The 18,750-nt window shown below is 72.7% G+C and carries 24 protein-coding genes; 7 read left to right on the plus strand and 17 right to left on the minus strand.

From position 1 onward, the window contains the following. The 3 genes from N790_RS12860 to N790_RS12870 all read right to left on the minus strand — a co-directional run. Positions 1 to 218: HTH domain-containing protein (locus N790_RS12860; RefSeq protein ID WP_043804788.1), on the minus strand; the 218-nt coding region annotated here is incomplete at its 3' end. Then, the gene (gene plsY, locus N790_RS12865; protein ID WP_043804790.1) at positions 215 to 850 is read right to left on the minus strand and encodes a glycerol-3-phosphate 1-O-acyltransferase PlsY; all 636 of its coding nucleotides are present in this window, start codon (positions 848 to 850) and stop codon (positions 215 to 217) included. The genes plsY and N790_RS12860, both read right to left, overlap by 4 nt. A gap of 32 nt (positions 851 to 882) precedes the next feature. Further along, a complete protein-coding gene (locus N790_RS12870; protein WP_043804793.1) occupies positions 883 to 2,694 on the minus strand; it encodes a DegV family protein in 1,812 nt (603 codons plus the stop codon). Between the two features lie 154 nt (positions 2,695 to 2,848). On the opposite strand from N790_RS12870, the gene N790_RS12875 reads away from it, so the two are divergent. Together N790_RS12875 and N790_RS12880 are read left to right on the plus strand one after the other, a co-directional pair. Then, entirely contained in the window at positions 2,849 to 3,103 is a 255-nt protein-coding gene (locus N790_RS12875; protein ID WP_084062922.1) for a hypothetical protein, read from the plus strand. Positions 3,104 to 3,150: 47 nt separating this feature from the next. Next, positions 3,151 to 3,915: a M90 family metallopeptidase gene (locus N790_RS12880; protein WP_043804799.1), complete on the plus strand. Its 765-nt coding sequence runs from the start codon at positions 3,151 to 3,153 to the stop codon at positions 3,913 to 3,915. A 7-nt stretch (positions 3,916 to 3,922) separates the two neighbouring features. Here N790_RS12880 and N790_RS12885 read toward each other — a convergent pair whose 3' ends face one another. The 6 genes from N790_RS12885 to N790_RS12910 all read right to left on the minus strand — a co-directional run bounded on the left by N790_RS12885 (position 3,923) and on the right by N790_RS12910 (position 8,894). Further along, positions 3,923 to 5,272, minus strand: coding sequence for an ATP-binding protein (locus tag N790_RS12885; RefSeq protein ID WP_052385944.1), 1,350 nt, complete (start codon positions 5,270 to 5,272; stop codon positions 3,923 to 3,925). Positions 5,273 to 5,317: 45 nt separating this feature from the next. After that, on the minus strand, positions 5,318 to 5,998 hold the full coding sequence (locus N790_RS12890) for a response regulator transcription factor (RefSeq protein WP_043804803.1): 681 nt from the start codon (positions 5,996 to 5,998) through the stop codon (positions 5,318 to 5,320). Positions 5,999 to 6,049: 51 nt separating this feature from the next. Continuing rightward, positions 6,050 to 6,427 (minus strand): hypothetical protein, encoded by a 378-nt coding sequence (locus N790_RS12895; protein ID WP_043804804.1) that lies wholly within the window; start codon positions 6,425 to 6,427, stop codon positions 6,050 to 6,052. Positions 6,428 to 6,555: 128 nt separating this feature from the next. Further along, a complete protein-coding gene (locus N790_RS12900; RefSeq protein WP_043804806.1) occupies positions 6,556 to 7,467 on the minus strand; it encodes an arginine deiminase-related protein in 912 nt (303 codons plus the stop codon). Beyond that, complete coding sequence (dusA, locus tag N790_RS12905; protein WP_043804808.1) at positions 7,464 to 8,471, minus strand: tRNA dihydrouridine(20/20a) synthase DusA; 1,008 nt, start codon at positions 8,469 to 8,471, stop codon at positions 7,464 to 7,466. The genes N790_RS12900 and dusA overlap by 4 nt, the downstream gene beginning before the upstream one ends. Before the next feature lie 81 nt (positions 8,472 to 8,552). Further along, positions 8,553 to 8,894 (minus strand): DUF6522 family protein, encoded by a 342-nt coding sequence (locus tag N790_RS12910; protein ID WP_211251999.1) that lies wholly within the window; start codon positions 8,892 to 8,894, stop codon positions 8,553 to 8,555. 118 nt (positions 8,895 to 9,012) lie between these two features. On the opposite strand from N790_RS12910, the gene N790_RS12915 reads away from it, so the two are divergent. Both N790_RS12915 and N790_RS12920 read left to right on the plus strand, forming a co-directional pair. Next, positions 9,013 to 9,429: a group III truncated hemoglobin gene (locus N790_RS12915; RefSeq protein ID WP_043804809.1), complete on the plus strand. Its 417-nt coding sequence runs from the start codon at positions 9,013 to 9,015 to the stop codon at positions 9,427 to 9,429. Between the two features lie 69 nt (positions 9,430 to 9,498). Then, positions 9,499 to 10,272: an SDR family NAD(P)-dependent oxidoreductase gene (locus N790_RS12920; RefSeq protein WP_043804811.1), complete on the plus strand. Its 774-nt coding sequence runs from the start codon at positions 9,499 to 9,501 to the stop codon at positions 10,270 to 10,272. A gap of 57 nt (positions 10,273 to 10,329) precedes the next feature. Here the strand turns inward: N790_RS12920 and N790_RS15365 are convergent, their stop codons facing one another. Continuing rightward, complete coding sequence (locus tag N790_RS15365) at positions 10,330 to 10,914, minus strand: hypothetical protein (protein WP_052385940.1); 585 nt, start codon at positions 10,912 to 10,914, stop codon at positions 10,330 to 10,332. A 68-nt stretch (positions 10,915 to 10,982) separates the two neighbouring features. After that, on the minus strand, positions 10,983 to 11,459 hold the full coding sequence (locus N790_RS16510; RefSeq protein WP_052385941.1) for a copper resistance protein NlpE: 477 nt from the start codon (positions 11,457 to 11,459) through the stop codon (positions 10,983 to 10,985). A gap of 130 nt (positions 11,460 to 11,589) precedes the next feature. Between N790_RS16510 and N790_RS16615 the strand changes: the two genes are divergently transcribed. Continuing rightward, positions 11,590 to 12,258 (plus strand): energy transducer TonB, encoded by a 669-nt coding sequence (locus N790_RS16615; protein ID WP_043804813.1) that lies wholly within the window; start codon positions 11,590 to 11,592, stop codon positions 12,256 to 12,258. A 71-nt stretch (positions 12,259 to 12,329) separates the two neighbouring features. Continuing rightward, positions 12,330 to 13,088 carry a MipA/OmpV family protein gene (locus N790_RS12940; RefSeq protein ID WP_052385942.1) on the plus strand — a complete coding sequence of 253 codons (759 nt, stop codon included), beginning with the start codon at positions 12,330 to 12,332 and terminating at the stop codon, positions 13,086 to 13,088. 25 nt (positions 13,089 to 13,113) lie between these two features. On the opposite strand, the gene N790_RS12945 is transcribed toward N790_RS12940, so the two are convergent. After that, positions 13,114 to 14,916, minus strand: a complete 1,803-nt coding sequence (locus N790_RS12945; protein WP_043804815.1) for an acyl-CoA dehydrogenase family protein — start codon at positions 14,914 to 14,916, stop codon at positions 13,114 to 13,116. Positions 14,917 to 14,925: 9 nt separating this feature from the next. Next, positions 14,926 to 15,657 carry an HAD family hydrolase gene (locus tag N790_RS12950; protein WP_043804816.1) on the minus strand — a complete coding sequence of 244 codons (732 nt, stop codon included), beginning with the start codon at positions 15,655 to 15,657 and terminating at the stop codon, positions 14,926 to 14,928. A 94-nt stretch (positions 15,658 to 15,751) separates the two neighbouring features. On the opposite strand from N790_RS12950, the gene N790_RS12955 reads away from it, so the two are divergent. Further along, the gene (locus tag N790_RS12955; protein ID WP_043804819.1) at positions 15,752 to 16,480 is read left to right on the plus strand and encodes a DUF4197 domain-containing protein; all 729 of its coding nucleotides are present in this window, start codon (positions 15,752 to 15,754) and stop codon (positions 16,478 to 16,480) included. Here the strand turns inward: N790_RS12955 and N790_RS12960 are convergent. From N790_RS12960 to N790_RS16520, 4 genes are all read right to left on the minus strand, one after another. Continuing rightward, positions 16,477 to 17,067 carry a hypothetical protein gene (locus N790_RS12960; protein WP_043804821.1) on the minus strand — a complete coding sequence of 197 codons (591 nt, stop codon included), beginning with the start codon at positions 17,065 to 17,067 and terminating at the stop codon, positions 16,477 to 16,479. The genes N790_RS12955 and N790_RS12960 overlap by 4 nt on opposite strands. A gap of 58 nt (positions 17,068 to 17,125) precedes the next feature. After that, positions 17,126 to 18,007 carry a DMT family transporter gene (locus N790_RS12965; protein ID WP_043804822.1) on the minus strand — a complete coding sequence of 294 codons (882 nt, stop codon included), beginning with the start codon at positions 18,005 to 18,007 and terminating at the stop codon, positions 17,126 to 17,128. A 61-nt stretch (positions 18,008 to 18,068) separates the two neighbouring features. Beyond that, entirely contained in the window at positions 18,069 to 18,449 is a 381-nt protein-coding gene (locus N790_RS12970) for a hypothetical protein (RefSeq protein WP_043804825.1), read from the minus strand. A gap of 90 nt (positions 18,450 to 18,539) precedes the next feature. Continuing rightward, positions 18,540 to 18,750 (minus strand): hypothetical protein (locus N790_RS16520; protein ID WP_043804827.1); only part of this gene is annotated, 211 nt, incomplete at its 5' end.

Below are 18,750 nucleotides of genomic sequence, written 5' to 3' on the forward strand. Positions count from 1 at the left end.
GGCGACAGCGCCGCGGCCAGCGCCGCGCCGTCGAGCAGCTGCAGCGGACGGGCCAGCGCGTAGCCGCGGCCGGGCTGCGCGTCCACTTCAACGCCCGCCTCGCGAAGCGCCTCGATGCGTTTCCACACCGCGCTGCGGGTGATGCCCAGCGAGGCCGCGAGTTCGGCGCCGGAGGCTGGCCCCGCGCACAGCCGCGCCAGCAGCGCGCGATCGCTCACGCCCGGCCCCGGACCAGCCGCGCCCATATCCGCACGCGCTCGAAGCGGCTTTCGGTGCCGGCGCGCAGGCGCGCGATGTTGCTGCGGTGGGTGTAGGCCAGGAACAGCGCCACGCCCACGGCGAAGACCAACCGCGACGCCGGCGCGTCGGTGAGCAGCGCGAACGGCACCAGCGCGGCGCCGGCCAGGATGGTGGACAGGCCGACGTAGCCCGTGGCGGTCAGCACCAGTAGCCAGGCGCCGATGAGCACCACCACCGACACCGGCCAGGCCACCAGCAGCGCGCCCACCAGCGTGCCGGCGCCCTTGCCGCCGCGGAAACCGTGGAATACCGGGTACACGTGGCCAAGGATGGCGGCCGCCGCCGCGGCATAAGGGAGCCACGCTTCCCCGCCGCCGAAACGAAGCGCCAGCCACGCCGCCAGCACGCCCTTGCCCACGTCCACCAGCACGGTGCCGAGCGCGAACTTCCAGCCCTGGGTGCGCAGCGCGTTGGTGCCGCCGGCGTTGCCGCTGCCGTGCTGGCGGATGTCCACGCCGCGCAGGCGGCCCAGCAGCAGGCTGCCGGAAAGCGAGCCGAGCAGGTAGGCGGCAAGCAGCAGCAGGAGCGTCGTCAGCGTCGGCGAAGTCATGCCGGCATTATGCGGGAGCCCCGCGGGCGGCGTCAGTCCGCGGGCTGCAGCGACACCACCAGCGCACCCGGCCCCGCGTGCGCGCCCACCGCCGAGCCGGTTTCCACCAGCCAGCCCTGGGCCACGTCCAGGTGCGTGCGCAGCGCGGCCAGCAGGCGCTCGCCGTCTTCGGGCGCATCGCAGTGGCCCACCACCAGGCGGTAACGCTGGCCCTTGGCCACGCGTTTGGCGACGTATCCGGCGTAACGCTCGGGCAGCCGCGACTGGCCGAACAGGCCGCCGACCACGCCGAGCCTGCCGCTGTCCTTCACCTTCGCCAGCGGGGTCAGGCCCAGCCATTCGACCACGGGCTTGGCCCAGGCCGGGATGCGGCCACCGCGCACGGCGTGGCTGATGTTGCGCGCCATGGCCCAGGTCTGGGTGAGCGGCTTGAGCCGCGCCAGCTCTTCCAGGATCTGCGCCGAGGTCGCGCCCGCCACAGCCATTTCCGCCGCGCGCATCGCCAGCAGGCCTTCGCCGCCGGAGGCGTTGCCGGTGTCGAACACGTGCGTGCGCCCCGGGCTGCAGCGCTGCGCGGCGGTTTCGGCCGACTGCAGCGTGCCCGACACGGCGCGCGAGAGGCCCACGTACACCAGTTCGCGATGGTGCGAGAGCAGGAATTCGAACTGCCGGCGGAAATCGCCCGGCGGCGGCTGGCTCGTGCGCGGCAACACCAGTTCGGTGCGCAGCTTGCGGTAGAACTCGGCGGTGGAGAGGCCGACCTTGTCGAGGTAGTCCTGGTCGCCGAAGTTCACCCGCGCCGGCACCATGTGGATGTTGAGCCGGCGCATTTCCTCGTCGGGCAGGTCGGCGGCGCTGTCGGTGATCACCGCCACGCCGACGCCGCCGGCGGCGGTGCGCGCCTGCGCGTGCATGTCGTCGGCCTTGGCGCCCTCGACGCGGCCGAAGCGCCCCGCCACTTCGAACAACTGGCTCGGCTGCGCGACGTGCGCGTGCAGGCGCACGCGGGTGTGGCTGCCGGCAATCACCACGCAGGACGCGCCCAGTTCGCCCACCGCCGCGCGCAGGCCGGCGCGGTCCAGGCCTTCGCCCACCAGCAGGCATTCGCTGCACCAGCGGTGCTCGGGATCGGCGTCGCCGAGCTCGCCATGGCCTTCGGCGGCCTCCAGGTCGGCCGGCAGCTCGTCGGCGACGCCGGCGGCGTCCACCGCGCCCGAGGCGATGAATTCCTGGATGCCCTCGAGCAGGTCCACGAAACCCTGCGCGCCGGCGTCCACCACGCCGGCCTTGGCCAGCACCGGCAGTTGCGTGGGCGTGGCGGCCAGCGCCTTGCGGCTGCGCTCGAGCGCACGCGCGAACCAGCTGCCCAGGTCGTCGTCGGCGCGGGTGTCCAGGCCGTCGGCGAAGGCGCTGATGACGCTGAGGATGGTGCCCTCGCGCGGTTCGGAAAGGGCTTGCCGCGCCGAATTCGCGCCCGCCCGCACGGCGCGCGCCAGGGCCGCGGCTTCCAGCGCGCGGGCGGTGCCCGCGGCTTCGGCCACGCCGGTGAAGAACTGCGCCAGGATCGCGCCGGAGTTGCCGCGCGCACCATCCACCGCGTCCTCGCCGACCCGGCGCAACAGGTCGCCGGCGCCCTGGGTGCGGCGGCTGAGCGCACCGGCCAGCACGCCGCCCAGGGTGAAGGCGAGGTTGCTGCCGGTGTCGCCGTCGGGCACCGGGAACACGTTGATCTTGTTGAGCGCCTCGCGCTGCGCGATCACGCGGCGGGCGCCGGCGATGAGCGCGCGGCGGAGCGCGGGGCCGCGGATGAGCGGGCGTGGGAAGGTCAGGCTGGCGGCATTCATGTGCCGCGGGAGTCTGCCCGAACCGCGCGCCACCGCCATGCTGCGACGCCGCAAAAGTGGCACTGGCGGCCGGCGCCGGCCCGCGTAGAATCCGATGCAACCCTTGGCCGCCCCGGCGCATCCGACAGGGTGTCCCGTACCGCAGGTGAAGACCATGATCCGCCTACTGCTTGCCCTCAGCCTGGCCCTCCCCGCCGCCGGCGCCTTCGCCGCCGAGCCGGCCCAGGCCGAACCCGACGGTGGCCTTTGCCAGAAGGCCGAGGCCGAAGACACCAAGCAGGCCAGCGGCAAGGCCGCCGAACCCGCCGCGGGCCCCGGCGCCACCGCCCCGGTGCGTCCGCGCGGCAGCGGCGCCGCGGGCCGCAGCACCCCACGCTGGAACACCCTGCTGCCCGGCATGATCCGCTGAGCCCGCCCGGGCTTGCCTGATCGCGGCGCCGCCCGCACCCTGCGGGCATGAAGTCCCTGCTCCAACGCCTGCGCTCCGCCACGGGGCAGCCGCGCCCGTCGCCGGCCGACCGCGATGCGCTCCTCGCCGCCCTGCCCTTCCTCGGTCGGCTCGAGGCCGCGCGGCTCGACCGCCTTTGCACGCTGGTGGCGCGCTACCAGGGCGGCAAGACCATCACGCCGCTGCACGGCCTGGCGCTGGACGACGTGCAGCGCCTCCAGCTGGCCGCCCTGTCCTGCTTGCCCCTGCTCGAATTCGGCGCCGAGGGCCTGCACGGCTGGTCGCAGGTGCTGGTTTACCCCGGCGCGTTCCGCGTACACCGGCGCCACCACGACGAAGACACCGGCGTGGTGGACGAATGGGTGGACGAACTGGCCGGCGAAGCCTGGGAACAGGGCCCGCTGGTGCTGAGCTGGGACGACGTGCTGGCCGACCTGGCCGAGCCCGAGGCGGGCTTCCAGCTGGTGGTGCACGAGATGGCGCACAAGCTCGACGCCCTCGACGGCGCCATGGACGGCACGCCGCCGCTGCCCGCCAGCTGGCAGCGCGCCTGGGCCCGCGATTTCCAGCAGGCCTACGACGCCTTCTGCGAACGCGTGGACGCCGGCGAAGAAACCGCCATCGATGCCTACGCCGCGGAAGCCCCCGAGGAGTTCTTCGCCGTCGCCAGCGAGTACCACTTCTCGGCGCCGGCGCTGCTGGCCCGGGAAATGCCGGCGGTGGCGGGGCACCTGCAGCGCTTCTACGGCGAGTCGCCGATTCCCGCGCGCTGAACCAGGTTCAGTAGGCCGGCGGGAAACGCACGGCGAAACGCGCGCCGCCCAGCTCGGGCGCCTTCGACACCGTGAGCTCGCCGCGGTAGGCCGCGACGATGTCCTGCACGATAGACAGGCCGATGCCGTGGCCCTGCACGCGCTCGTCGCCGCGCACGCCCCGCTGCAGCAGGCGCTCGACCTGCTCGGGCGGGATGCCCGGGCCATCGTCGTCCACCACGAAGGACACGCCGGGGCGGCGGTTGTCCGGCGCGGGCTCCACCGTCACCGTCAGCAGCACGCGCTTGCGCGCCCACTTGAAGGCGTTTTCGACCAGGTTGCCCATCAGCTCCTGCAGGTCGCCCAGCTCGCCGTGGAAACGCGCGGCCGGGTCGATCTCGAATTCACAGAAGACGCCCTTGCTGGCGTAGACCTTCTCAAGCCCCGCGACGATTTCCTCGGCGCGCGGCTCGATCTCCAGCGGCGCCGAATACAGCGCATGGCCGCTGCGGGCGGCGCGCGAGAGCTGGTAGGAGACGATCTCGTTCATGCGCTGCACCTGGGCACCGACCTCGGCGCGCAGCTCTTCGTGGCTGGCGTCGGCGTCCAGGCGAGAGCGCAGCACGGCCAGCGGCGTCTTGAGGCTGTGCGCCAGGTCGGAGAGCGTGTTGCGGCTGCGCTCAAGGTGGCTGCGCTCGCTCTCGATCAGGCTGTTGATCGATTCGGTGATCGACTCGAGTTCGCGCGGGTGCCGCCCCGACAGGCGCTGGCTGCGGCCCTGGCGCACGCGCGAAAGTTCGCGTTCGACGTCGCGCAGCGGCAGCAGGCTCCAGCGCAGCACCAGGATCTGCACCAGCACCAGCAGCAGCGCGGCCATCACCAGGTAACCCCAGAGCGCGCGCCGGAACACGTTCACCTGGTCCTGGATCTGGCCGGCGTCCTCGAACACGCTCAGCGTGATGGGCAAATCGCCCACCGGCGACTCCCAGACCACGCCGATCGAATAGGCGTAGACGGTGTTCTCGAGCCCGCGCGCGTCGACAATGCGCAGCGGGCCCTCGAAGCGGCGCTCGTTCTGCTTGAGAAGCTCGACCGGCGGCAGCGAGCGGCCGAGCGTCGACGCCGAGTCCCAGCTCAGGCCTTCGCCGCGCACGTTCGCATACAGGCCGCTGCCCGGGCTGAGCAGGCGCGTGTCGGGCGGGATCTCCGGGGAGATGAAGCCGCCCGTGCGATCGAATTCGCTTTCCTGGATGTAGGCGTTGGCCAGGTTCGCCAGGCGCTCGCGCAGCGCGTTCTGCGCCGTCTGCACGAAGGCCCGGTCCAGGGCGTAGCCGGTGAGCCCGAGGAAGGCGACCAGCGCGACGCTGGCCGCCAGCATCTGCCGGGCCTGCAGCGACAGCGTGCGCCAACCGCGCACGCGGGTTTACTCGTCGCGCGGGATGGCGAAACGGTAGCCGCGACCGCGCACGGTCTCGATCGGCTTGATTTCGCCCTCGGGGTCGAGCTTCTTGCGCAGGCGGCCGATGAAGACCTCGAGCACGTTCGAGTCGCGGTCGAAGTCCTGCTGGTAGATGTGCTCGGTCAGGTCGGCCTTGGACACCAGCTCGCCCGCATGCAGCATCAGGTACTCGAGCACCTTGTACTCGTAGCTGGTGAGGTCGACGCCGGCGCCGTTGACGCTGACGGTCTGGGCCGAGAGGTCGAGCTTCACCGGGCCGCAGTCGAGCGTGGGCTTGGACCAGCCGGCGGCGCGGCGCAGCAGCGCGTTCATGCGCGCCAGCAGCTCCTCGACGTGGAAGGGCTTGACCAGGTAATCGTCGGCGCCGGACTTCAGGCCTTCGACCTTGTCCTGCCAGCTCGAGCGCGCGGTCAGGATGAGGATGGGGAACTTCTGGCCTTCGGCGCGCAGCGCCTTCACCAGGTCCATGCCCGACATCTTCGGCAGGCCGAGGTCGATCACCGCGATGTCGAACGGCACTTCGCGGCCGTGGTACAGGCCTTCCTCGCCGTCACCGGCGGTGTCCACGGCGAAACCCTCGCGCTTCAGGCGCGCGGCCAGGGTTTCGCGGAGCGGGGCTTCATCCTCGACCAGCAGTACGCGCATGGCGTCTCCTTCGACAGGGGAACGGCCCGGGGGGGGCCGGGACAGGGGGAATCAGTTCTCGTCGTCGCCGCGGCGCGGCCCGCCGCGACCCGCGTCGACCTGCGGCTCCGGGCGGACCTCGACCGGCTCGGGCCGGCGGGCACGGTCGCGCAGCATCAGGCTGCGGCGGTCGGTGCGCGGCGGCTCGCGGTCGCGGGCGTCGTGCATCACGCGCACGCGGCCGTCCGGGGTGAGCACCTTGTAGCGATAAACCTCGCGGCCACCGCGCTGCATGCGCTCGGCCTGCAGCACCCGGCCACCGTCACGCTCGACCTCGCGGATGCGCTCGGCGGCCTCCAGGCGGCGCTGGCGCGCTTCCTCGGCATGGGCCGGCGCCGCGGCGGCGGCAACGGCGGCAAGCAGCAACAGGGGTCGAAGGGCGTTCAGCATCAGCGGGATACTAGCTCCGAGCGGGGGGTCCGGCTAGCCGGATGACGGGGTGAAGTCTGGTTCCGGGGCGGTGAATCCGGTCTGAACCCTAATATCTTCAATAACTTGGGTGACGCCAGGGTTCAGTCTCAGTAGATTTCGGCCACGCAGCAGCGCAGGGAGCCACCGGCCTTCTCGATTTCGTCCAGGGGCACCGGGGCGAGGGCAAAACCGGCGTCGGCCAGGGCGGCCACCTGGTCCGGCCGCAGGGCGTCGGCGCCGGCCTGGCTGACCCGGACCCGGTCGCCGCGCAGGGCGATGCAGTTGCCGGCGAAGGCGGCTTTCTGGGCGTCCGTGAGGGTGACCACCGCCGGCGCGTAGAGCGCGGCGATCGCCGCCGCGGCCGCCGGGTCGGCGAAGCCGCCGGGGCAGATCACCAGGGCGCGGCCGGCCAGCACGCTCATCACCACGTTGGCGTGGTACTCGCCCGGCGCCAGGTCGAACAGGAAGCTGGCGCGCAGGCCGAAGGCGGCGTGCATGGCGGCCGCGCCGGCGGCGTCGCAGCGCTCGCCCAGGCCCACGAAGCCCAGGCCGCGCGCGCGGTCGACCACCATCGAACCGGTGAGCTCGCAGATGCCGGGCTGGGCGCGCAGGTCGATTTCCCGGTAGCCCATGGCGCCGGTGAAGAAGCCACGGATGTCGGCGCGCTCCGCTTCGCGCTGGCGCACCGGGTGGCGCATGTGGCCGATCACCAGCCGGCCAGGCGCGGTGCCGAACACGTTGTTCGGGAACAGCGCGTCGGGCGTGGCGGGGTCGCCGGGGAAGCACACGGTCGGCAGGTCTTCGGCCAGCGCGCGCTGCAGTCCGCGGTGCTGGGCCAGCGCGCGCTGCGGATCCACGCGCACCGACAGGTCCATGTAGGCGTTGTCGCTGGCCGACTGCTCGGCCAGCGCGAAGCCTTCCGGCGCGACCAGGAACGCGGCTTTCGCGCAGGCCGGCCCGAAGTCGCCGGCCAGGCCGCGGGCGAAGGCCAGGAACTCGCCGGGGTCGCGGGTGATCATGCCGCCGCCCCGCGGCGCGTGGTGGCCGCCAGCGCGCGCTCCACCAGTTCCCAGCCGGCACCGGCATGCGGTGCGCCTTCGCTCAGCACCTGGCGGAACAGGCGCCCGCCCGGCTGGCCATGGAACAGGCCCAGCAGGTGGCGGCTGACGTGCTTGAGCGCGACGCCGCGGCCCAGGCAGTCCTCGACGTAGGGCCGCAGCTTGCGCAGCAGGTCGGCGCGTTCTTCCGGCGCCTGCGATGGCGTGAACAGCGCGCGGTCCATCAGGTGCAGGCGGTAGGGTTCGTGGTAGGCGGCGCGGCCGATCATCACGCCGTCGAGGCCAGGCGACTGCGCCAGCACGTCTTCGACCGTGGCCAGCCCGCCATTGATCGCCACCACCAGGTCGGGCCGCTCGCGCTTGAGGCGGTGCACCCATTCGTAGCGCAGCGGCGGGATCTCGCGGTTTTCCTTCGGGCTCAGGCCCTGCAGCCAGGCCTTGCGGGCGTGCACCACGAACACGCGGCAGCCGGCCAGGGCCACGGTGTCGACGAAAGCGCGGAAGACGTCGTAATCCTCCATCTCGTCCACGCCCAGCCGGCATTTCACCGTGACCGGCACGTTCGCCGGCGCCGCGGCGTGCATGGCGGCGACGCAGTCGGCCACCAGCGCCGGCTCCTTCATCAGGCAGGCGCCGAAGCGGCCGGCCTGCACGCGGTCGGAGGGGCAGCCGACGTTGAGGTTGACCTCGTCGTAACCCCAGTCGGCGCCGATGCGGGTGGCTTCGGCCAGGTGCGCGGGGTCGCTGCCACCGAGCTGCAGGGCCACCGGGTGTTCGACCGCGTCGAATCCGAGCAGGCGCTCGCGGTCGCCGTGGATCACGGCCTGGGCGTGCACCATTTCCGTGTAGAGCCGCGCGTTCGGCGCGAGCAGGCGATGGAAGACCCGGCAATGCCGGTCGGTCCAGTCCATCATCGGCGCCACGCTCAGGCGCCACTCGCCGGCCGGGCCGGTTTCCGTCGTCATCGTTGCTTCGCCTGGGCAGGAAGGCCGCCGCGACGGGCGCGGCGGCGGCATAGGATGCCATTCTCCGGCCGGCGAGGTCCGTCAGCGGCCCGGGAGAGGATGCCCGGCGGCGTCGGTGGTGAGGCGGAAGCGCTTGTGGCCGAACCAGAACGTGAACCGGTAAAGCCCCGCGTCCTCGCCGGTGCCGCGTTCGCACAGCGTGGCAATGCGGCGGTCGGCCACCATGGCCGGTACGTCCTGCGGCGGCAGGCCCAGGCCTTCGGCGACCAGGCGCGCGTCCACGTCGACCTTGCGCACCACGGTGAGCGGCATCGCTTCCACCCACCCGTCGGTACCGGTTTCGACGCCGGCCGCGTCCAGCGCCTCGGCCGCGCCGGGCTGCTGGTGCGAGTCGAAGTCGTTCCAATCGATGGTGTTGGCCATGGCGCCGCTCCCGCGGGGTGTGAATGGCCGCCATGCTGGCGCCCCCTTTCCGCCGCTTCCCTGACCTGGATCAGGCCGCGGGCCGTCTGCCCGGCGGGCGCGGCCTTAAACTTCCGCCATGGACACGACACCCCCGCTGGACGAAGCCGCGCTGGCCCGGCTCGTCGACCGCTTCTACGCGAAGGTGCGCCGGGACCCGGCGCTGGGCCCCATCTTCGAGGGCGCGGTGCACGACTGGGACGAGCACAAGCAGCTGCTCACGGCCTTCTGGTCGTCGGTGGCGCTGGGCACGCGCAACTTCCGCGGCAATCCGATGGCGGCGCACCGGGCGCTGCCGTCCATCACCGCGGCGCATTTCAGCCACTGGCTGGCGCTGTGGAACGAAACCACCGCCGAGGAACTGCCGCCCGCGCACGCGCAGGCCCTGCGCCAGTACGCGGCCCGGATCGGCGAGAGCCTGCAGTACGGCCTCGGGCTCGACCCGCGCCGCCAAGGCCGGTCCCTGGGCCTTCCGGTACACGGCCCGGCCGACTGACCGGCGTCAAAGCCGCCACGCCGGGTTTGGCGCAAACTGGCCGCCACCCCTGGACCGAGGAGGACGGCCATGAACCGAGTGAAAGGTAAGACCTGCATCGTCACCGGCGCCGCGCTGGGCATCGGCCGCGCCTGCGCCGAGCGGCTCGCGGAGGAAGGCGGCGCCGTGGCCCTGTTCGACCTGCACGACGCCGAGGGCGAGGCCCTGGCCGCCGCGCTGCGCGCCAAGGGCGCCCGCGCCCGCTACTGGCACGTGGACGTCAGCAACGAAGCGCGGGTGAAGGCCGCCATCGACGAAGCCGCGGCCGAGTTCGGCGGCGTGCACGTGCTGGTGAACAACGCCGGCATCTCCGGCTCCACCAAGCTCACCCACGAGATCACCGAGCAGGAATGGGACCAGGTGCAGGCGGTGAACGTGAAGGGCGTGCTCTTCTGCGCCAAGCACGCCATCCCGCACATGAAGGCCGCGGGTGGCGGCAGCATCATCAACCTTTCGTCCATCTACGGCCTGGTCGGCGCGCCCGACGTGCCGGCCTACCACGCCTCCAAGGGCGCGGTACGGCTGATGAGCAAGACCGACGCGCTGTGCTACGCCGCCGACAGGATCCGGGTGAACTCGGTGCACCCGGGTTACATCTGGACGCCCATGGTGGAGCACCACCTGCAGGCCAGCGGCGCCACCGACATCGCGGCCGCGCGCAAGGCCGTGGGCGAACTGCACCCGCTCGGGCACATGGGCGAGGTGGATGACATCGCCTGGGGCGTGGTCTACCTGGCGTCGGACGAATCGAAGTTCGTCACCGGCGCAGAACTGGCGATCGACGGCGGCTACACCGCCCGCTGAAACGAAGACGGCGGCCCTCCGGCCGCCGTCTTTCCGACGCCATCGGGGAGCGCGGGCTCAGCGGCCGTTGCCGCGGCCCTTGTTTCCCTTGTCGGGCTTGCCGCCTTGCCCGCGGCCCTGCCCACCCTCCGGGCGGTTGCCCTTGGGCGCCGGGCCGGCGGTGTTGCCGCCACGCGAAGCGCCCGCCTTCGGGCCGCCGCGCGCCTTCATCTTGCCGTGGCCCTTGCCGACCTTGCCCTTGAGCGCATGGAACTCCGGCGAACCCGGGCGGATGCCGAGGCGCTGGGCGATGACGCCCCAGCCCTGGCCATGGTCGCGCTGGTAGATGTCCACCACCTCGATGCAAGGGCGGCGCACCAGCTGCGCCAGCGCGCAGGCGTAGTAGATGTCGCCCGGCGCCCAGCGGCGGTCGTAATACAGCTCGCGCACCAGGTAACGCGGGGCGCCGTAGCTGACCACCACGTCGTCGATGAAGCCGTCGGTGTTGCCGCGCGCGAAGACGTTGATGTCGCCCAGCTGGGTGTCCACCCAGGCGTCGCCCGTGCGCGGGCTGAAGCCGAAGGCGAACTCGTCGACGATGGCCTGGGCGCCGGCCGAAAAGGCCAGGCCGAGGGTGAGCACGAGCGCGCTGATCTTCTTCACGGGGTTCTCCTGGAGCCGGGGGGACGGGGCAGAGTTTGCCGCAGGCGGGTGAATGCTGTCGAAACCAATCAGAGCCGCTGCAGTCGGTAGGCCAGGGCGCCGTCCAGCGGCCGGCCTTCGCCGTCGAGCATCTCCAGGCTGCCGTCCGGGCGCAATTCGAACCAGCGGTCCGGGCCCTGCGGGTCGAGGCGGTACACGGTGGCTTCGGTGCCGTCGCCGCGCCGGGTTTCCCGCACCCAGTCGCCTTCGGTGACGAAGACGTTGTCGCCCGCGGCGCCGAGGTAGGTTTCCTCCAGCTCGTAGCGGCGCTCGCCGCCTTCGCCATGCAGCTGCAGGCGGGTCTGGATGCCGGCGCAGTCGGCGCAGGGCAGCACGCCCAGCCAGGCCGTTTCGAAGGCCTCGCCCTCGTCCGGCGCGGCGGCTTCGGCAAGCGGCGCGTCGCCGGCCGGGGCCTCGGGCGCGGGGGCGGTTTCACGCCCGCAGCCGGCGAGCAGCACCGCCGCGAACATGAATGCGAAGAAACCGGAAAACACGGATCGGGACATGGCGCACATCCTAGCGCTTGCGCGGGGCGACGGGGCCGTCGCACGCTCGGGGCAACGACGAGCGGCGGCCGCGACCCTGCCTTCCGCGCCGGCGCGTTGGCGACCTTGCACCCACCCGAGGAGGTGTTCCATGGTCCGAAGCCTGCCCCACCCCACCCCGTCGTCCCCGTTCGCCGGCCTCGATGCCAAGCGCATCGCCGGCACCACGCTCGCGCTCTGCGTGCACGCCGTCGTGTTCGGCCTGCTGCTGGTGCCGACGCGCTGGTCCCCGCCGGACGCCAAGCCCCGGCCGCAGACCACCGTGGTCGAAATGCAGCCGCTGCCGCCGCCGGAGATCACGCCCACCCAGGCGCCGCCGACGCCGCAGCCCAATCGGGATCCGCGCCCGGTCACGCCGCCGCAGCGGTTCGAGCAGCCGACGGTGGCCATCGACACCACGCCGGCGTTCGAGACCGGCGAAATCGAGGCGCCGCCCGCCACCGACGCCGGCCCCGCCGTCGAGAGCTTCGAGTCCGGCCCGCCGGGCCTGGCCACGCTGGCCTACGCCTTCGCCCCCGCGCCGCGTTACCCGCGCCAGGCCGCCATGGCCGGCATCGAGGGCACGGTGCTTCTGAAGGTGCTGGTGGATGAAACCGGCCAGCCGGTGGACGTGGCCATCGAACGCAGCAGCGGCGACCGCCGGCTCGACCGGGCCGCGCGCGAGCAGGTGCTGCAGCGCTGGCGCTTCCACCCGGCGCAGCGCGGCGGCCGCGCCATCGCCGCGTACGCGCTGGTGCCGGTCGAGTTCAGCCTGCCCTGAACTGGACAATCACGCCGGTTCGACGGATCGTCGCCAACAGTGGCGATCCCGTCGAACCGGAGCTCCTCCCGATGAACCTGCGCCTGCCCTTCGCGGCCCTGGCCGCCGCCCTGCTGGCCACCCTTCCCGCGCACGCGCAGGAAGCCGCCCAGCCGCGCTGGACCGTCGGCCTGCTGGCGATCGAACGCGACGCACCCTACCGCCAGATCGACGAAGACCTGCTGGTCGTTCCGCTGGTCCGCTTCGAGGGCGAACGCGCCTACCTGCGCGGCCTGCGCGGCGGCGTGGTGCTGGTGGAAGGGGAAGGCTTCGAATTCGGGCCCTTCCTGCAGGTGCGCGGCGATGGTTACGACGCCGCCGATTCGCCCTTCCTCGCGGGCATGCGCGACCGGAAGTTCTCGCTCGACGCGGGCGTGGCGGCCAGCTGGCGGATCCCGCGCGTGGGCCAGTTCGAGGCCTCGCTGGCCACCGACGCGCTCGACCGCAGCGGCGGCCAGGAAGCCGAGCTGTCCTACACCGCGCTGCTGCGCGCCGGCGGCTGGACGGTGCTGCCGTCGCTGTCGCTGCGCTGGCAGAGCGCCGACCTGGTGGACTACTACTATGGCGTGCGCGCCGGCGAAGCCCTGGTCGGCCGGCCGGCCTATTCCGGTGATTCGGCGCTGTTCCCCGAACTGGCCGTGCTGGCGACGCGTCCGCTGGCCGGCCGCTGGCAGCTGTTCGCGCGCGCCGGCCACACCTGGCTGCCGTCCGAGGTGACCGACAGCCCGCTGGTGGACCAGGACGGCCGCACCACCGTGCTGGTGGGCCTGGGTTACGCGCTGGCCGACTGAGCCGGCGCCATCCCGCCGGCGTGGCTCAGAGCCACTCCGTGCGAAGGTCCACCAGGCGGGAATCAAGCGACGCGAGCAGCCTCGCATCGTGTTCGGTCGTGGGCAACTCCTGCCGGAAGAACCAGTCGCAGGCGGCGAGCTTGCCGGCCAGGAAATCGCGTTCGTCGTCGCTGGCGGCAACGGCGCGCTGGGCGGCCAGCGCCTGCCGCAGCCAGGACCAGGCCACCGCGACGTGGCCAGTGAAATGCAGGTAGCGGCTGGCCTGTGCCAGGGCCACGCGCACGTCGCCGCGCGCCATCGCCGCGCCCAGCGCGGCCGTCACTTCGGCCAGGCGCGTGGCCGCGGCTTCCAGCGCGGCGGCATGCGCGGCCAGCGCAGGCACGGCGGCCGCCTCGCGCGCCGTGCCAGTGATTTCACCACGAAGCAGCGACAGCGCCGCACCCCCGGCCATCATCACCTTGCGGCCCAGCAGGTCCAGGCCCTGGATGCCGTTGGCGCCCTCGTGGATGGGGTTGAGGCGGTTGTCGCGCCAGTACTGTTCCACCGGGTATTCGCGGGTGTAGCCGTAGCCGCCGAGCACCTGGATGGCCAGGTCGTTGGCGCGCACGCATTCTTCCGCCGACCAGGCCTTGATGACCGGCGTGAGCAACTCGAGCAGCAGGCCGGCGTCGCGGCGACGTCCGGCGTCGGGGTCGTTGGCCAGCACGTCGACGCGGCGCGCGGCTTCGAAGGCCAGGCCCAGCGCCCCTTCCACCAACGCCTTCTGCTGCAGCAGCAGGCGGCGCACGTCGGCGTGCTCGATGATGGGAACCGGCGGGCTGGCCGGGTCCTTCTGGTCGGGGTGCCGGCCCTGCCGGCGTTCGCGTGCATAGGCCAGCGAATAGCGGTAGCCGGCCATGCCCAGGCTGATCGCGCCGACGCCCACGCCGATGCGCGCCTCGTTCATCAGGTGGAACATCTGCGCCAGGCCCTGGCCGGGCTCGCCCACCAGTTCGGCGTGGCAGTCGCCGCGTTCGCCGAACTTCAGGAAGGTGTTGACGATGCCGCGCTGGCCCAGCTTGTGGTTCACGCCGGCCAGCTGCACGTCGTTGCGCTCGCCAAGCTTGCCGTCGGCGCCGACGCGCAGGCGCGGCACGATGAACAGGCTCAGGCCCTTCACGCCGGGAGGCGCGTCGGGCAGGCGCGCGAGCACGAGGTGGATGATGTTTTCCGCCAGGTCGTGCTCGCCGCCCGAGATCCACATCTTGGCGCCGGTGAGCCGGTACGTGCCGTCGCCGGCGGGCTCGGCGCGGGTGCGGATGTCGGCCAGCGAAGAGCCGGCCTGCGGCTCGCTCAGGCACATGGTGCCCAGGAAACGCCCCTGCAGCAGGGGCGTGCGGTAACGCGCGTTCTGCTCCGCGCTGGCGTGCGCCTGCAGCAGGTTGGCCACGCCGCGGGCCAGCAGCGCGTAGCCGGTGGTGGACACGTTGGCGCCGCAGAACAGCGCGTCGCAGGCCAGCGCCACGGTGTAGGGAAGCTGCATGCCGCCCTCGGCCTCGTCGGCCAGCAGGGCCGGGAACCCGGCGTCGGCGAAGGCGTCCAGCGCGGCCTTCACTTCCGGGATCACCTCGACCCGGCCGTCGACGAAACGCGGCTCGCGTTCGTCCGAGGCGCGGTTGTGCGGGGCGAAATGCGACAGCGCCAGCGCGCGCGCCGAATCCAGCACGGCATCGAAAGTGTCGCGTCCGTGCGCGGCGAAGCGCGGGTAGCGGCAAAGCGCGGCCGCGTCCTGCAGGGCGTGCAGCTGGAGGTCGAGTTCGCGGCGGTCGATCAGCGGGTCGTGGCTCATGCCGCCAGATTAGCGCGGCGACGGCGCCGAGGCGCGTTCGCGCAGCGCGGCGATGGCGGCGGGAATCCCGTCGGCCCCCTGCACCGTTTCCATGCGCGCCGCGTCTTCCGGCCCCAGGCCGTGCTCGAGTTCATGCGCCCAGGTCACGTGGTAGGGCATGTGCACGCCCCAGCCGCCCAGGCGCAGCACTGGCTCGATGTCGGAGCGCAGGGAATTGCCGACCATGGCGAACTGCCCCGGCGCCAGGCCGAACTCGCCCAGCACGCGGTCGTAGGCGCGCACGTCCTTCTCGGACACGATCTCGATGCGGTGGAACAGCCCGGCCAGGCCGCAGGCCTGCACCTTGGCTTCCTGGTGGAACAGGTCGCCCTTGGTGATCAGCACGACGCGGTGCTCGCGCGCCACCGCCTCCACCGCCTCGCGGATACCCGGCAGCAACTCCACCGGGTGCGACATCACTTCCTTGCCCAGCGTGACGATGCGGTGGATGTCGGCGGCGCTGATGCGTTCGTTGGTGATGGCGATGGCGGCCTCGACCATGGACAGGGTCATGCCCTTGGCGCCGTAGCCGAACAGCTTGATGTTGCGGCGCTCGGTGGCCAGCAGGCGCTCGTGCAGGCCGGCGTCGGCCAGGTCCACGTAATGGCCGACGATGCCCTCGAAGGCCGCGTGCGCGACGCGGTAATAGCCTTCGCTGTGCCAGAGCGTGTCGTCGCCGTCGAAGCCCACCAGTTCGATCATCACCGCGGTCCCTGCGCCAGGAAAACCGGGATGCTACACCCGCCCGCCGCGCGCCCGGCGTAGCATGGGGCGGCCACCCCGGAGGGAGACCGCCATGCGCGCCACCACGCTCGTACTCGCCGCCCTGGTCCTGCTGGCCGGCAGTCCCCCGGCCGCGCAGGCCGACGACTGGAAGGACAGGCTGCGGCAAAGTGCCTCCGGCCGCGGCAGCGGGCTGGGCGAGGCGGAGGCCGGCCGCGGCCTGAAGGAAGCCCTGGCCCAGGGCGTGCACCGCGCGGTCACCCAGCTCGGTCGCCAGGACGGCTTCTACGGCGACGCCGCGGTGCGCATCCTGGTGCCGAAGAAACTGCGCGGCGTGGCCGACGCGGCGCGCAAGCTCGGCGCCGGCCGCAAGGTGGACGAATTCGAGCTGTCCATGAACCGCGCCGCCGAAAAGGCCGTGCCGGTGGCCGCCGACATCTTCGCCGAGGCGGTGCGGCAGATGACCGTGCAGGACGCGCTGGAGATCGTGCGCGGCGGCGACGACGCCGGCACGCGCTTCTTCCGCCGCGTCACCGAAGACCGGCTGCGCGGGAAGTTCCTGCCCATCGTGGCCGAGGCCACCGGCCGCGCCGGGGTGACGAAGAAATACAAGGCCATGGTGGGCGGCAACGCGCTGGCCGGCGCCCTGGGCGGCGGGCAGTCGCTGGACCTGGATGCCTACGTCACCGACGCGGCGCTGGACGGCCTGTTCAAGGTGGTGGCGGAACAGGAGCGGGCGATCCGCCACGACCCGGCGGCGCGCACCAGCGACCTGCTGCGGCGGGTGTTCGGCAAGCGCTAGCGGACCGGCTGGTCGAGGTCCGGGTCGGTGCCGCCGATGACCACCGAACCGATGCGCATGGCGTAGAGCGCGTCGTGCGGCTTGCCGAAGATGGCGTTGGTGGCGGCCGCCAGCGCCGGGCCGGCGCCGTCGCGCAGCAGGTAGCCGCCGCAGGCGTCGCCCATGGCGGTGGACCGCTCGAGCCGGTGCACGCCCAGGCGCTGGCCGGTGATGCGCTGGGGCGCGTCGCCGATGGCAATGACCGCGCGCAGTTCGGTTTCCGGACCAGGGCGCACGTGCCAGGCGGTGGCCTCGGGCGCGGTGAGCAGCAGCGCCACCGGGCCGGGCACGGCGATGTCCACGCGGCGGATGATTTCGCGGCCGGGTTCGGCGCCCGGATCGGGCGTGCCGCCGTCCACCACGAACAGGCGCGCGGCCACCGGCAGCGCCAGGCCGGGGAAGCGGCAGTGGCTCCAGTCCGGGCCCGCGTCGGCCGGCGCGGCCTCGGCCGCGGGCGTGGCCGCCGGATCGGGGGCCGGCGCGTCATCGCCGCAGCCCGCAAGCGGCAGCAGCAGGAGCAGGGCGGCGAACGGGCGGGACTTCGACATCCGGGGGCTTCCAGGGGGGCTTGTCCCGAAGCATAAACCGTCGCGCCGCGCGGCGGGCTCAGGGATGCTCGGCTTCCACGTGCACGCGTTCGCGCCGGATCAGGTACAGGCCGCTGGCGACGATGATGCCGGCGCCGGCGAAGGTCCAGCCGTCGGGCAGCACCTGCCAGACCAGCAGGTCCAGGCACAGGCCCCAGGCCAGCGCGCTGTATTCGAACGGCGCCACGATGGACGCCTCGCCCAGGCGGAAGGCTTCGGTGATGGCCACCTGGCCCAGGAAGCCGGTGAGGCCCACGCCGGCGATGACCCAGGCGTCGTCGGCGCGCAGCGGCACCCAGCCCGGCAGGGCCAGCGCGCCGGCGCCCAGCGCGGTCATGGAGATCATCCAGAACACCATGGACTGGCTGCTGTCGGTGCGGTGCAGCACCCGCACCATGATGGCCGACAGCGCGTAACCCGTCGCCGCCACCAGCACCGCCAGCCCGGCCCAGGTGAACACGCCCTCGCCCGTCGGGCGCATGACCACCAGCACGCCCAGCAGGCCCACCGCGATGGCCGTCCAGCGCCGCGGACCCACCTTCTCGCGCAGCAGCGGCACCGACAGCGCGGTGATCAGCAGCGGCGCCACGAAGAACAACGTGTAGGCCCCGGTCATGGGCATGCGCGCCAGCGCATAGGCGAAACACGAGAGCATGGCGATGGAGAGCCCCGCGCGCAGCAGGTGCAGGCCCCAGCGCACGCGCCACAGCGTGGCCACGGCGCCCGTGGCCCACACCCACAGCAGCACCAGTGGCAGCGCCGACCAGCCGCGGATGGCGGCCACCTGCATCGGCGGGTAGTGGCTGGCGAGGTGCTTGAGGCCGCCGTCCATCAGCGAGAACAGGCCGACGGCGAGCAGCATGGCCACGATGCCGCGCAGGTTCGAAGGGTTCCGGGTCATGCCGCCATTGTGCGGCGGGCGCCGGCAAACGGGGAGGCCCGCAGGTCATGGCCGGGCGTCCTCAGCGCGAACAGGCCCGCGCCACCTTGGCGTCCAGCGCGGAGCGCTGGTCGAAGGTGAGCCGGTTCCAGAGCCGGTCGCGCTGCTCGTCGGCGTCGCGACGCGCGGCTTCGCAGCGTTCACGGCGCGGATCACGCCGCGGCCGGGGCGGATCCGCCACCGAGGCGCGGGGCCGCGCTGTGCCGGCGCGTTCCGCCGCGGGTGCGGCGCGAGGCACCGGCGCCGGGTCGGGCTTCACCGGCTGCGCCCAGCGCTGCTGGCTGCCCTCGGCACAGGGCAAGGCCTGGTAGCTGACCGCGCCGTCGGCGGCCACGCATTTGCGCAGGACATTGGCAGGTGGCGGCAGCACGGCCAGCACGAGGATGAGGGTGAGCGGATTCATCGGGTCCTCCACGCGGGAGGACCAGTTCACCCCGGGGCCGCGACCGCGTCGCCCGGAAAAGCGCGCGGCGGCGGCGTGGAAAAAACCGCGTCAGGACTCGTACACGTCCTTGCACTGCTCGACCACCCACTGGCGCAGGTTGGCCTTCTGGGTTTCGTCGAGCTGCAGGAAGTCCTTGGCCAGCACGGCGTCGGAAAAATCGTGGGCCTGGGTGCATTCGCTCTTGGTGGGCGGGCGCTCGCCGCTGGCCTCGGCCGCGCGCTGGCGGGCCTGCTGGTCCAGGCGGGCCTGCTCGGCCAGG

Origin of the sequence: Arenimonas malthae CC-JY-1, assembly GCF_000747075.1 — a bacterium.
In the GTDB taxonomy this organism is placed as follows: domain Bacteria; phylum Pseudomonadota; class Gammaproteobacteria; order Xanthomonadales; family Xanthomonadaceae; genus Arenimonas; species Arenimonas malthae.